This is a genomic window from Cesiribacter andamanensis AMV16, assembly GCF_000348925.1.
GTDB lineage: Bacteria > Bacteroidota > Bacteroidia > Cytophagales > Cyclobacteriaceae > Cesiribacter > Cesiribacter andamanensis.
In genome coordinates this window covers 1-12,519 of sequence record NZ_AODQ01000128.1, presented here as the reverse complement: position 1 = coordinate 12,519, position 12,519 = coordinate 1, and the positions used below count along the sequence as shown (strand labels likewise).

13 protein-coding genes are annotated in these 12,519 nt (G+C 55.5%); 12 read left to right on the top strand and 1 reads right to left on the bottom strand.

Annotated features, from left to right (window positions below):
* From ADICEAN_RS17435 to ADICEAN_RS17390, 12 genes are all read left to right on the top strand, one after another.
* The coding region (locus tag ADICEAN_RS17435) for a lamin tail domain-containing protein (protein WP_040397931.1) at window positions 1–1,325 on the top strand (1,325 nt) is incomplete at its 5' end.
* A gap of 98 nt (window positions 1,326–1,423) precedes the next feature.
* The gene (locus ADICEAN_RS22915; protein ID WP_009196971.1) at window positions 1,424–1,582 is read left to right on the top strand and encodes a hypothetical protein; all 159 of its coding nucleotides are present in this window, start codon (window positions 1,424–1,426) and stop codon (window positions 1,580–1,582) included.
* Between the two features lie 518 nt (window positions 1,583–2,100).
* Window positions 2,101–2,484: a TraR/DksA family transcriptional regulator gene (locus tag ADICEAN_RS17430; RefSeq protein WP_009196970.1), complete on the top strand. Its 384-nt coding sequence runs from the start codon at window positions 2,101–2,103 to the stop codon at window positions 2,482–2,484.
* Window positions 2,485–2,493: 9 nt separating this feature from the next.
* Complete coding sequence (gene scpB / locus ADICEAN_RS17425) at window positions 2,494–3,051, top strand: SMC-Scp complex subunit ScpB (protein WP_040397929.1); 558 nt, start codon at window positions 2,494–2,496, stop codon at window positions 3,049–3,051.
* Window positions 3,052–3,126: 75 nt separating this feature from the next.
* Complete coding sequence (locus ADICEAN_RS22055) at window positions 3,127–4,083, top strand: hypothetical protein (RefSeq protein WP_009196968.1); 957 nt, start codon at window positions 3,127–3,129, stop codon at window positions 4,081–4,083.
* Between the two features lie 23 nt (window positions 4,084–4,106).
* Window positions 4,107–4,883: a pseudouridine synthase gene (locus ADICEAN_RS17420; protein ID WP_009196967.1), complete on the top strand. Its 777-nt coding sequence runs from the start codon at window positions 4,107–4,109 to the stop codon at window positions 4,881–4,883.
* A gap of 347 nt (window positions 4,884–5,230) precedes the next feature.
* Window positions 5,231–5,965 carry a Bax inhibitor-1/YccA family protein gene (locus ADICEAN_RS17415; RefSeq protein WP_009196966.1) on the top strand — a complete coding sequence of 245 codons (735 nt, stop codon included), beginning with the start codon at window positions 5,231–5,233 and terminating at the stop codon, window positions 5,963–5,965.
* A gap of 178 nt (window positions 5,966–6,143) precedes the next feature.
* Window positions 6,144–6,878: a Bax inhibitor-1/YccA family protein gene (locus ADICEAN_RS17410; protein WP_009196965.1), complete on the top strand. Its 735-nt coding sequence runs from the start codon at window positions 6,144–6,146 to the stop codon at window positions 6,876–6,878.
* A 159-nt stretch (window positions 6,879–7,037) separates the two neighbouring features.
* The gene (locus ADICEAN_RS17405; RefSeq protein WP_152426501.1) at window positions 7,038–8,441 is read left to right on the top strand and encodes a pyridoxal phosphate-dependent decarboxylase family protein; all 1,404 of its coding nucleotides are present in this window, start codon (window positions 7,038–7,040) and stop codon (window positions 8,439–8,441) included.
* Between the two features lie 27 nt (window positions 8,442–8,468).
* Window positions 8,469–9,455: a DUF1028 domain-containing protein gene (locus tag ADICEAN_RS17400; RefSeq protein WP_009196963.1), complete on the top strand. Its 987-nt coding sequence runs from the start codon at window positions 8,469–8,471 to the stop codon at window positions 9,453–9,455.
* A 139-nt stretch (window positions 9,456–9,594) separates the two neighbouring features.
* Window positions 9,595–10,581, top strand: coding sequence for an alpha/beta hydrolase family protein (locus ADICEAN_RS17395; RefSeq protein WP_009196962.1), 987 nt, complete (start codon window positions 9,595–9,597; stop codon window positions 10,579–10,581).
* Window positions 10,582–10,852: 271 nt separating this feature from the next.
* A complete protein-coding gene (locus tag ADICEAN_RS17390; RefSeq protein WP_009196961.1) occupies window positions 10,853–11,296 on the top strand; it encodes a winged helix-turn-helix transcriptional regulator in 444 nt (147 codons plus the stop codon).
* A gap of 15 nt (window positions 11,297–11,311) precedes the next feature.
* Here the strand turns inward: ADICEAN_RS17390 and ADICEAN_RS17385 are convergent.
* On the bottom strand, window positions 11,312–12,519 hold a 1,208-nt coding region (locus ADICEAN_RS17385), incomplete at its 5' end, for an RNA polymerase sigma factor (protein ID WP_051068897.1).

Below are 12,519 nucleotides of genomic sequence, written 5' to 3'. Positions count from 1 at the left end.
ATAGCCCCAGCGGGCGCCTGCTGGACAGCCTCAGCTATTCGCTTGCCTGGTACCGGGAGGCCGGCAAACAGGAGGGGGGCTGGAGCCTGGAGCAGATCAACCCCTACCTGCAGTGCAGCTTTGCCGGTAACTGGCAGGCCTCTGCCGATGCCAAAGGAGCAACCCCCGCAGCCCCCAACTCCAGGCTCAACACCACCGAAGACCAGCAGCCCCCGCAGCTGCTGCAGGCCCTGGCCCTGCCCGAACAGCAGCTTGTGCTGATTTTTGATGAAGCGTTGAACCCTGCCAGTCTGCAGGAGCTGCAGCTGCGGCTGGAGCCTGCCCATGCCCTGGGACCAGTTCGCCAGCAGGAAAACCGGCTGGTGATCAGCCTGAGCGAACCCCTTTCAAAGCATATTTCCTACACGGTGCTGCTCGCTGGCCTGCAGGATTGCAGCGGTAATACCACAACGGCCGAGGCTCCCCTTATTCGCCCCAAATCAGCCCAGGCCGGTGAGGTAGTGATCAACGAGATCATGTTTGATCCGGAAGTAGACGAGCCCGAGTGGATCGAGCTTCACAACCCAACTCCTCATATGCTCAACCTGCAGGGCTGGTACCTTGGGCTGCGGGAGGGCCAGCTGCGCAGTACGCTAGCGCTTGCGGATGCCCTGCTCCTGCTTCCCCCACAGGGCTATCTGGTGCTCACCCGTACTGCTGCCGCCCTGCTGGAAGCCTATCCGGAGACACCCTCTCACAGCCTGCTGGAGCTCCCCAATCTGCCTGCGCTGCGCAATAGCGGAGATACCCTGGTGCTGCTGAGCCCTTCGGCAGCGCTGGCAGAGGCGGTGGCGTTTTCGCCCGCCCTGCATCATCCCCTGCTGGCCACCACCAAGGGGGTATCGCTGGAGCGCATCGACCCCTTGCGCAGCGGCCTGCTACCGGCCAACTGGAGCTCGGCATCGGCCCCTGCCTATGGCACGCCTGGCCGGGCCAACTCCCAGCGCTACGCACCTATGGCCGGTGGTACGCAGGTGCTGCACATAGCGCCTGAGGTGCTGGAGCCTACTCCCGATGGTGTTGCCGATGTTGCACATATTCACTATCAGCTGCCTCAGCCGGGGCTCAGCGGCTCGCTGCACATTTTAGATGCCAGCGGGCGCGAGGTTGTGCGCCTGGCCAATAACCAGCTGCTGGGGCAGGAGGGGGTATTTCAATGGAGCGGCACCAGTGCGGCAGGCGAGCGTGTAAGAAATGGGTATTATATTGTAGTATTATCCGTGTGGGGGAGGGATGGATTTCGGCAAAAATGGCGAAAAACAGTGGTTGTCAGCAGCTGGTTATAGGAACTTTTTGCCCAAACAGAACGTACTGTTTATAGTTGAAATAGCACTAAAGCTCTTTCAATTTTTTCAACTCTCCTACTACTAGCAAGCACCTGTTTATGAACTGCATTATTGATAACACCCTGGGAAAAGCGCTGCAGCGCGGGCGTAAGCTTGAGGCTGTGCGGCGCTACATTCGCATGAAGTATGGCATTAGCATTGAGGTGGATGCCCTCAAGAAACGCCTTCAGCTCATGAAGCATCAGCTGGAGTATTAAACTGGAGAGGCTGCCCTGGGGCAGCCTTTTTTATGCTCATTCCGTCGGCCAGATTAGAGGCGGTTGCGTAACTTTGTAGGATTGTTTTTCCTCCCAGGCTTTATGCCCTGCGGTGCAGCCTGGAGCTCCGCTTCCTTTGTTGGCCCCGCCTGTCTGGCCTGGCCACTAATTCTTCCCTTTCTTTCATGCCCTCATTTTCTTTGGCGGCTTTATCCGCCCCGCCCCTGCTGAAAGGCTTCAGATGCGCTGGTAATCCTCATTTGCCAGGGGGCTACAGATCCATACAGTAAAGAATAAATAGACGTCTATAGATCCTTGGGCCTGCTTCCTTTGGAAAAAGCGGCAGAAGAGGCCTAAGAAATTTTATTTATTTCTGAATCTCAAGAAAAAAAACGATATTTGCGCGCCTAAGCACTTTTGTCAACAATAGCAGGCATAGCTTTTGCATTGTTAATTGCAGGAGAATTGACTTTTTTAAACTGAATTGTGTTAAGTAAGGGAGCAAAACAGCACGCAACATGGCGAATGAAGCAACAGTACGGTATTCAGACGAAGATCTTAAGGAGTTTGAAAGCCTGATCCAGGAAAAGCTGGACAAGGCCAAGGTGGAGCTGAAGTACATCAAGGAAACACTCAATAAAACCGGTGAATATACCCTTGACAGCGGCGGACCTGTAAAGATGCTGGAAGACGGAGCCGATGCAGCCGAGCGCGAAAGCCTTACCCAATTGGCCGCCCGCCAGCAGAAGTTCATCAACCAGCTGGAAAGTGCCATGGTACGCATCAAGAACAAGACCTATGGGGTTTGTGTAGACACCGGCAAACTCATCAGCAAGGAGCGCCTGCGGGCTGTACCCCATACCATGCACTCCATAGAAGCCAAGCTGGCCAAGAATTCTTAAAAAATTCGCTTGGACTTTCTGCAAAATCATGTAGAAGCGCTGATCTTCTGCTCTCCGGCACCCCTTGCGGCTGCCGACATACAAGCTGCGCTCTCTGAGATGTTTGGGGCCCAGGTACCCCTGGAAGATATACAGGGCGCCCTGGCCCAGTTGCAGGAGCGCTACGCCAGCCCCGACTATGCTTTTGAACTTGTTGCGCTTGCCGGGGGTTTTCAGTTTCTAAGCAAGCCGGCCTATGCTGCCGGCGTTAGCATATTGCTTAAACAGCAATCGAAAAAACGCCTCTCTACATCGGCGCTGGAAACGCTTTCCATCATTGCGTACAAACAGCCGATCACCAAAAGCGAAGTAGAACAGATCCGCGGTGTAAACTGCGACTACACCATTCAAAAACTTCTTGAGAAAGAATTAGTTGAGATAAAAGGAAAAGCCGATTCCATTGGCAGGCCCCTGCTCTATGGCACCAGCCCCAAATTTGAAGAACACTTTGGCCTAAACAGCCTCAGAGACCTGCCCACACCCAAAGATTTCTCGGCCGACGATAACAAAATAGGCGAAGAACAGTAAACTCTTCTGGAGCTGTTCCCCCTTGCTACGCACTAGCCCATACGATTACACCATAAGAAGTACCAACCTTATTCGATGAATAAACCCAACCGCAAGTTCTCTCCGAAACAAGCCGGAGGAGAACGCAACGAGCGGCCACGTCGCCCTCGTTCAAATGAAGGAACAAGAGCAGCGGGTTTCTCTGATAAACGCTATTCCCCACTTCTGGATCCGGACGATAACAAAGAATGGAAACAGCGCGACGAAGCCGGCCGCCGCTACCGCCCTGCCCAGCAGGATGCCGGCACCAGCCGCCCCCGACGCTCCGCTGAGGGCGAAGGCTATGGCGAGCGCTCTGGCAACCGCCGCCCCGGTGCCTACCGCAAGCAGGACGATGATTTTTCGGCCAGACCCCGCTTTCGCTCCTCCGACGAGGGCGACCGGCCCTACAGCCCCCGCGGTGATGCCCGTCGTGGAGATGGCCCCCGTGGAGACGGCCCCCGTGGTAACGGCCTCCGTGGAGACGGCCCCCGTACGGACAGCCCAAGACGCCGCACGGGCGCTGCCGGCGATAAGCCGGATTTTGAGCGCCGCCCCCGCTTTAGCAAAGGCGAGGACTTTGGCGACAGCCCGCGCCGCTCCAGCTCCTATGGCGACAAACCCAACTTCCGCCCCCGCTCCGAAAACTGGGGCAACCGCCGCGACGATGACAGCCGCGGAGGCAAGCGCGGCGAGAGCCGCTTTGAAGGCCGCAGCGAAGGATTCCGTCCAGAGGGTGGTCGTACTGGCGGACCCCGCAAGGAAGGCGGATATCGTTCAGAGGGTTCCAGACCGGACGGTCCCCGTCGGGACGGCTCCAGACCGGAAGGCGCCAAACCAGGCGGTTTCCGCGGAGAAGGCCGCAGCAGCAACCGCTTTGAGGACAACCCCCGCCGGGGAGGCGACAGTGCCCGCAGCGAGGCTCCGCGCAGCTATGGTCGCCGGGACGAGGGTTCGCGCAGCGAGCAATCGCCTGACAGCCGCCCCCGCACCCCTTTTAAAAAAAAGAACTGACTGAGCGGAGAGCCAGCCGGCCAATGGCGACTCCTCCTGCCTATGACTTCAGCAAGATCCGCACCAAGGGACCCAAAACATCCCATACCGAGGCCAGCATCCGCCTGAACAAATACATAGCCGATGCCGGTATCTGCAGCCGCCGCGATGCCGATGAGCTGATTGCCAGCGGGCAGATTAAGGTAAATGGAGAGGTCATTACCCAGATGGGCTATAAAGTGAGCCGCAGCGATACGGTTCTGTACAATGGCAAAAAGATCAACCCCGAAAAGCTGGTCTATGTGCTGCTGAACAAGCCCAAGGATTTTATCACCACTACCGACGATCCGCAGGAGCGTAAAACAGTGATGGACCTGGTAGACAATGCTGCCGAGCAGCGTATCTATCCCGTAGGCCGCCTGGACCGCAATACCACCGGCCTGCTGCTGCTCACCAACGATGGCGACCTGGCCGAAAAACTCAGCCACCCCAGCCATAAGGTGAAAAAAGTGTACCAGGTGTTGCTGGACAAGCCCCTTGCCGAAGAGGACTTTGAAAAAGTACAGGCCGGCGTGGAGCTGGAAGACGGCCCGGCCCCCATTGACGAGATCGGCTATGTGGTGCCCGATAGAACGGTAGTGGGTGTAGAGCTGCACATTGGCCGTAACCGCATTGTGCGCCGTATTTTTGAATCACTGGGGTATGAGGTACTGGGCCTGGACCGTGTTATTTACGCCGGCCTTACTAAAAAAGACCTTCCGCGTGGCGAGTGGCGCTACCTGAGCCAGAAAGAAGTGATCCGCCTGAAGCATTTTAATTGAGTATTGAGTATTGAGTATTGAGTATTGAGTATTGAGTATTGAGTATTGAGTATTGAGTATTGAGTATTGAGTATTGAGTACTTAAAAAATTTAGATGTGAAGCCCCATTTGCCTACCGGTGACTGGGGCTTTTTTGTGTTGCCGCTTTAGTGAGTCTGTCGGGGAATTCTTTTACCAGAAGCTAGCTTCCAGTCTCTACTTTTCTGGCGCCTTTTTGCCCTGCAGGCTCCTCCAAGGCGCTATAAAATTCTTTATTTCCTTACACCTTAAAGGTGCTTATACCAGTTGTTATGTGCTTTCCCTTATATTGGACCCCATAAATCGTTCCCCTTACCCCCTAAATCACTATGCGTTCCAGCAACCCTGTTCTCAAAAAAGCCTTTTCGGGAAGCCAGTATGCCGAAGAGACCGACGTAATGACCATAAAAGGAACAGTAGACAAAAGCTTTCTGCTGATCCTGATCGTATTTGCCGGTGCTGCCATTGGCTGGACCTGTGTAAGCGGTGGCCTGCTCCCGGCTGGTCCCCTGCTGATGGGTACGGGCATTATTTGCCTGGTGCTGGCGGTGGTTACCGCCTTTAAAATGGCCCTTGCCAAAACCATCTCGCCGGTGTATGCGCTGCTGAAGGGTATTTTTCTGGGCGCTATCACGCTCTTCTTCGAAATAGCGGTACCCGGCATTGCCCTGCAGGCGGTTGGCCTTACTTTTGGTGTATTCATCTGCATGCTGGTGGCCTATAAAACAGGCACCATCCGGGCTACAGAAGGATTTAGAGCCGGCCTGGTGGCAGCTACCGGTGCGGTTGCGCTGGTGTATGTACTCTCCTTTGCCCTGAGCCTGTTTGGCATGCAGGTCCCCTACATCCATGAGTCGGGCCTTATTGGCATAGGCTTTAGCCTGGTGGTAGTGGTAATTGCCGCGCTGAACCTGGTACTTGATTTTGCTTTTATTGAAGAAGGCGCTGCAGCCGGTGCGCCCAAGCATATGGAATGGTTTGCAGCCTTTAGCCTGCTGATCACCCTGGTATGGCTCTATATGGAGATCTTGCGCCTGCTGGCAAAACTGGCCAGCCGGGACTAAGAATTCCGGTCTATAAACCATGATCAAAATCCTGAATCGCCCGAGGGCCGGTTCAGGATTTTTTTGTGGTTTTCTTCACTTCCACTGATGACACCGGGCAGCAAAGGGCATAAAAGAGAAAGGAGGCACGTAGCTTACACCCCCTCCTGCTGAAGGTAGTTCACAAACCAAAACGGCCATGAAATCTTCTAACCCTACCCTCAAAAAGGCTTTTTCCGGAAGCCTGGCACCTGATAAGGCCGGTGCCATGAGCCTCAAAGGTACCCTGGATAAAAGCTTTGTACTGCTGGCGATCGTATTTACAGGAGCTGGTCTTGGCTGGTTGCTGGTACGGCAGGAGCTGGCGCCCCTCATCCCCTTACTGCTTATTGCTGCCCTGGGCGGTTCTCTGCTGGCACTATTCACCGTTTTCAATCCCCGGGAAGCCGCTATCACCGCACCTGTCTATGCCCTGCTAGAGGGTATGTTTCTGAGCTGCCTGAGCCTGCTGCTCGACAGCCTGGTAGAAGGGGTAGCCTTTCAGGCCTTTGGGCTGAGCGGTGGGGTTTTTCTGTTTATGCTCCTGGTCTACCAGCAGGGGTGGGTAAGGGTAAACCAGCGCTTTAGAACCGTGCTGCTTCTGGCAACGCTGGCTATTGCCGCTGTGTACCTCCTATCCTTTATTCTAAGCCTGTTTGGGCAGCAGCTCCCCTATATCCATGAAGGGGGCTGGATGGGCATTGGGTTTAGCCTGCTGGTCATTGGGATTGCCAGCCTGCACCTCCTGCTTGATTTTACGCTGATCCAGGAGGGTATTGCCAGCGGAGCGCCTAAGTACATGGAGTGGTATGCGGCCTTTAGCCTGCTGGTTACCCTGGTGTGGCTCTACATTGAACTTATGCGCCTGCTGCTAAAACTGGCCGAAGCAGACTAAACTGAAACTACTCTTCATCCTATCCACAAATAGCCTCTGCCCTCTCAGCAGAGGTTATTTTTTTGCGGCTACCAAAAGAATCTTCCCGCTCCCCAATCGGCTTTGCTGCATTTCTTTGGAATTAGCCCGTATATTAGGCGATACTGACTGTATATGCCCATGAACTTCGATTTCAGCGAGGAGTCCCGCAGGGAGATCTGGTCGTTTCTGCACCAGCAGCTGGAGGCGTACTATGCCCATACGGCCGATCGGCCCGTAGCCCCGCCGCTGGAGCCTGCCGCCATCCGCAACTATCTGCATACCTCTTTTCAGCAGGCCCTACCAGCCGAGCAGGCCCTCCGCCATGTGCTGGATGGCCTGGACCGCTACCTGGTGCATACCCCCCATCCCAACTATTACGGTCTTTTTAACCCACGGGCGGCTTTCCCCGGTATTCTGGCCGATACCATTACCGCTACCTACAACCCCCAGATGGCGGCCTGGAGCCATGCCCCCTTTGCCGTAGAGGTAGAAAATCTGCTGGTGCAGACCTTTGGTACCCGCTTTGGCTGGCAGAAAGAAAGCTGCGATGGGGTATTTACCAGTGGTGGGGCCGAGGCCAATCTTACGGCTGTACAAACGGCCCTGAATCATGTTTTCCCCCACTATGCCAGCAAGGGTATCCGGGGGGCAGAGGGGCAGCCGGTCCTCTACTGTTCGGCCGAAAGCCACCATTCGCTGCTGAAGGCGGCCCGGGTGAGCGGCCTGGGCCTGGAGGGGGTACGGGCCCTGCCGGTAAATGAGCGGCTGGAGCTGATGCCCGAGCAGGTAGAAGCCCAGCTGGAGCAGGACCTGCAGCAGGGCAAACGCCCCTTTATGCTGGCGGCCACCATGGGTACTACCGGGGCTGGCGCATTTGATCCCCTGGGCCGCCTGGCGGCCCTGGCCAAAAAGTGGGGCCTCTGGCTGCATGCCGATGCTGCCTATGGCGGTGCACTGGCCTTAAGCCCGCAGCACCAGTACCTGCTGCAGGACCTGCACCTGGCCGATTCCATTACCTTTGATGCCCACAAGTGGATGTCGCTGCCCATGGGCACCAGCATGTACCTGACCCGCCACCCCCGCATACTGGACGCTTCCTTCCGCACCACGGCCGACTATATGCCTAAAGAAGCCAGCCAGCTGGACATTACCGACCCCTTTACCCATTCCATTCAATGGTCCCGGCGGTTTAATGGCCTGAAGGTGTACCTGGCACTGCTGATGCTGGGCTGGGAGGGCTACCGGGAGGTGATTGAGCAGCAGATCCGGGTAGGCCAGTGCCTGAAGGACGAGCTGCAGAAAAGCGGCTGGCTGCTGTACAACGATACCCCCCTGCCCATTGCCTGCTTTGGTAAGCCCCATTTTGCACAGAATGAGGGGGCTGCTCTTGCCCTGAGCCAGCAGCTGATCCAATCGGGTCAGGCCTGGATTTCGGTCTACCGCATTGGGGGGATCAACAGCCTGCGGGCCTGCATCACTAACTATGCCACCACGGAGGCTCATGTACGGGAAACCGTAGCCCTCCTGAACTCTCTTGTCTAAGCCTTTTACCGCTATTCCTGTTACCCTATGAAAACCCTTTTTTTCAGCCTGCTTATCAGCCTCTGTGCCACTAACCTCTTTGCCCAGATGATCAAACCTGCCGACCCCTTTGCGCATACCTATTCCATTGTAGCCCGAGATTCCGCCACCGGCGAAATGGCCGTAGGGGTACAAAGCCACTGGTTTAGTGTAGGTACAGTGGTTTCCTGGGCCGAAGCCGGCGTGGGCGCCATTGCTACCCAGTCGTTTGCCAATGTATCCTTTGGGCCGCGCGGCCTTGCCCTGCTCAGGGAGGGGAAAAGCCCCCAGCAGGTCCTGGATGAACTGCTGCGCGATGATGAAGCCCGGGAATACCGGCAGGTAGCCATTATTGACCCGCAGGGGCGGGTTGCGGTGCATACCGGCAATAAATGCGTTGACTATGCCGGCCATACCAGCGGCACCAATTTTTCGGTACAGGCCAACATGATGCTGAATGATAAGGTGTGGCCCGCCATGGCAAAATCATTTGAGAAGAATAAGAACCTGCCTCTGGCCGAGCGGGTGCTGGCCGCCATGCAGGCCGGGCAGGCGGCCGGAGGCGATATCCGGGGCCAGCAGTCGGCCGCCATTCTGGTGGTGAAAGGCCAAAGCAGCAACAAGCCCTGGGAAGACAAGCTTATTGACCTGCGGGTAGATGATAACCCCCAGCCGCTGCAGGAGCTGGAGCGCCTGCTGCGGGTATTCCGCGCCTATGAGCACATGAACCGCGGCGACCTGGCCATTGAAAAAGGAAATATGCAGGAAGCGATGCAGGAATATACGGCGGCAGAAAAGATGTTTCCAAACAACATTGAGATGCAGTACTGGCATGCCATTACCCTGGCCAATGGGGGCAAAACCGCCGAGGCCGCTGCCATGCTCAAAAAGATCTTCAAGAAAGACAAGAACTGGCAGGAAATGACCCGTCGCCTGCCAAAGGCCGGCCTGCTGCAGGTTTCTGAAAAGGAGCTAAAGCAACTTTTGGGAGAGTAAACAGCCCGGCCCTCCCACTGCCCATAATCCCTTTGTCTGCCAGGCAAAAATAATTTGCTACAGAAGGGGATTTCCTGCCTAACTTTTGGGGCTGCTGCTCGTTTTTACAACCAGCAGCAGCCCCTTTTTTATCTCCCCCATGTTTCGGTTATTCTTGGTTCTTGCCGGATTTTTTGCCCTGACCACTGGCTATGCCCAACCTAAAAAAGCACAGGACTTTGGGTTCAGGCACCTGAACCTGGCCTTTGAACAAGACCCTGTTAATGTGCTTATCCTTTCCCGCCCGGGAGAAGAGCAAAAGAAAAAACCCCTGTTTCTGTATATACAGGACGAATTGCCCATTCCCCTGATTATTTATGATGAGCAGGGAGCTTTTGGCACCTTTCCCTTCCATACCGAAGAACTCCTCCAGCACTACCATCTGGCCATCATTGGCAAACCCTTTATTCCGGTAGTGGCAAAAGTAGAGGCGCTTCAGGATGACTTTACCTACCATGACCCCACCACTGCTGCATTTCCCCAGGAGTACCAGGAGCGTAACCAGGCGGCCTATTACCTGGCCCGTAACCTGGCCGTTCTTGCCCAGCTTCGCACCAAAACCTGGATTTCCACTAACCAGCTGGTAGTAGCCGGGCATGGGGAGGGTAGCCTGCTGGCGCTACAGCTGGCAGCAGCGGCGCCTGAGGTTACCCATCTTATTTATTCCGGTGGGGTTCCTTCTGAGGGAGGGGCAGTAGCTGGCGGTATAGCTAAGGCCTGGCCCGATTCTGTCCTGCGGCTGGAACGCCTCACCAATTCAAAGGCCGATAGCCTGGATTCTGAGCAGGCAAATTTGAGCGTGCAGAGAAGCCTACCGGCCGAAACGCCTGCCGAGCTGTTGCTGGGCTTGCACAAGCCTGTGCTGGTGGTATGGGGGAGCGAAGCTGAAAATGCTCCCTCTTTTAGCGCTCTGCAGAAGCAGGCAGATGCACATGGCACGCCTACTGTTCGTTTTCTGGTTTTTGAAGGACTTACGCACCATTATTTTGGCAACACCCCCGAGGGCGAAATTGACTATGATAGCTACCACTGGGACCAAGTAGCCGATGCCTGGCTGGAATGGCTGCGTCCCGCCTCGGTAAAGTAAAGTCTGCTCATTTTCTGCCCCTTTATTCATTACCGGCAGGCCTTGCGGAGCAGCACCCTTTTTAGTAATTTACAGTTAGGTAAGGGAGCAGAGTAGCCTATTGATTCCGACTGAATAGCTTAAGATTCTTTGCTACTATAGTGCCGGAGGCGGGAAACATTCTTCTTCAGCTCCCCCTACCAAAAACCGTTACCTGGCGTTGCTGATTGCTTACTAACTTTTTGTAAGCAATGCCTGTAAGCGTCTTTTTTAAACTTACTTTTTGTAAGCTATGAATGCTGACTCTTCTTCTTCCCATCCTCCCATAGAACAGGAATTGCTGGAATGTCCGGTAAATTACACCTTAAAGTTGATAGGCGGTCGCTGGAAAACCATTATTCTCTGGCAGCTCCATCAGGGTCCCAAGCGCTTTGGTGATTTCAAGCGGGCCATCAACGGCATATCGGAGCGTATCCTGGCCAAGCAGCTCAAAGAACTAGAGGCCGATGACCTTATCAATAAGGTGCTGTATGCCGAAGTGCCGCCTCGCTCTGAGTACTCGCTCACCCCCCTGGGCCAGTCGCTGGAGCCTGTACTCAAAAGCATTTTTCAGTGGGGCATTCGCTACGGTCCCTATTTTGTGGATAAGCCGGTTTCCAGCGCTACAAGCTCTGGCGGCGACAGACCAGCAGCAAACAGAGAAGTAAACACAACGAAGGAAAAGAAAAGGGTATAGGGTTTAGACCGCTATTCAGGCCTTTATCCTCTCCAGTTCCAGAATCTTTCGGGAGATAAATTCCTTTTCTGCCGCTATAGCTGTAGCGGCAAGGGCCTGCTGGTAATGCACCCTTGCTTTTTCGGTATCTCCAAGCAGTTGCCAGCTTTTGGCCAGGCCGAGCTGCAATAGGTGGTTGTGCTTTAGATACGTGTGGGTTGCCAGTTCTTCCAGGGATGCAAGGGCAGCCTGTGGCCCCTGCGCATAAAGAAGGGCAATACAGCCATTAAGCCGAACAAAGGGGGAGGGGTGCACTGCCTCCAGCCGCTGGTACAATCCCCGGATCAGGGACCAGTTGGTGGCCGTAAAGGTGGGCGCAAGGCAGTGCTGGGCTGCAATGGCCGCCTCCAGCAGATAGCGATTGGGGGTGGCTTTTGCAGCTGCCCGGTTCAGGTAGACGATGCCCAGATGAATAAGGTCCCTGTCCCACAGGCTGCGGTCCTGAAACTCCAGCTCAGTAATGGCTCCGGCACTTGAGCTCCTGGCCCCAAAGCGGGCCGTATGCAGCAGCATCAGGGCGAAAAGCGCTTCTGAACCGGCGCAGGCCAGGGCCGGGATGTCCAGCAAGGCCCGGCTAAGGCGCATGGCCTCCAGGCACAATTCCTTTTTGATCTGATCCGCACCGCTGCTGGCACTGTAGCCCTCGCTATACATCAGGTACAAAACGAGCTGTACCACCTCCAGCCGCGGGCGGGCCGTCTCGGCAAACGGCACCTGCAGGCCCTGCTTCTGCCGCTGCAGTACCCCTTTGCTGCGCTGCAGGGCTTTTTCTACTGCCGCTGCCCTCATGCCCAGGCTATGGGCAATCTCCTGCGTTTTTAAGCCCGATACCTGTTTTAGCGTTAATATCAGCTGCCCTTTTGGAGCCAGCGCGGGAGCACAACAGGCAAACAGCAGCCGTAACTGGCTATCAGAAATCTCATGGTCCAGGTAAAGCGTTTCCGGCCGCTGTGCTTCCAACGCTGTAGGCGCAGGGCCAACTTCTGTGTGATAGCGATGTGGGTTTTGGCGTAGCGCATTCAGGCTTTTATGCTTACAGACCCGATAAAGCCAGTTTCTTGGCTTATCCGGTACCCCCTTTTGCTGCCACTCCTGCAGGGCAGTGATAAAGGTTTCCTGTACTAGGTCTTCGGCCTGCGCCCGGGACAGTTGCCGGCCAAAATAGGCCTGAAGGCTGTGGGTCA

Coding starts and splice junctions, on each gene's coding strand:
- ADICEAN_RS22915 (WP_009196971.1), top strand. CDS start 1,424: ATGAACTGCATTATTGATAACACCCTGGGAAAAGCGCTGCAGCGCGGG.
- ADICEAN_RS17430 (WP_009196970.1), top strand. CDS start 2,101: ATGGCGAATGAAGCAACAGTACGGTATTCAGACGAAGATCTTAAGGAG.
- ADICEAN_RS17415 (WP_009196966.1), top strand. CDS start 5,231: ATGCGTTCCAGCAACCCTGTTCTCAAAAAAGCCTTTTCGGGAAGCCAG.
- ADICEAN_RS17390 (WP_009196961.1), top strand. CDS start 10,853: ATGAATGCTGACTCTTCTTCTTCCCATCCTCCCATAGAACAGGAATTG.
- ADICEAN_RS17395 (WP_009196962.1), top strand. CDS start 9,595: ATGTTTCGGTTATTCTTGGTTCTTGCCGGATTTTTTGCCCTGACCACT.
- ADICEAN_RS17405 (WP_152426501.1), top strand. CDS start 7,038: ATGAACTTCGATTTCAGCGAGGAGTCCCGCAGGGAGATCTGGTCGTTT.
- ADICEAN_RS17420 (WP_009196967.1), top strand. CDS start 4,107: ATGGCGACTCCTCCTGCCTATGACTTCAGCAAGATCCGCACCAAGGGA.
- ADICEAN_RS22055 (WP_009196968.1), top strand. CDS start 3,127: ATGAATAAACCCAACCGCAAGTTCTCTCCGAAACAAGCCGGAGGAGAA.
- ADICEAN_RS17410 (WP_009196965.1), top strand. CDS start 6,144: ATGAAATCTTCTAACCCTACCCTCAAAAAGGCTTTTTCCGGAAGCCTG.
- ADICEAN_RS17400 (WP_009196963.1), top strand. CDS start 8,469: ATGAAAACCCTTTTTTTCAGCCTGCTTATCAGCCTCTGTGCCACTAAC.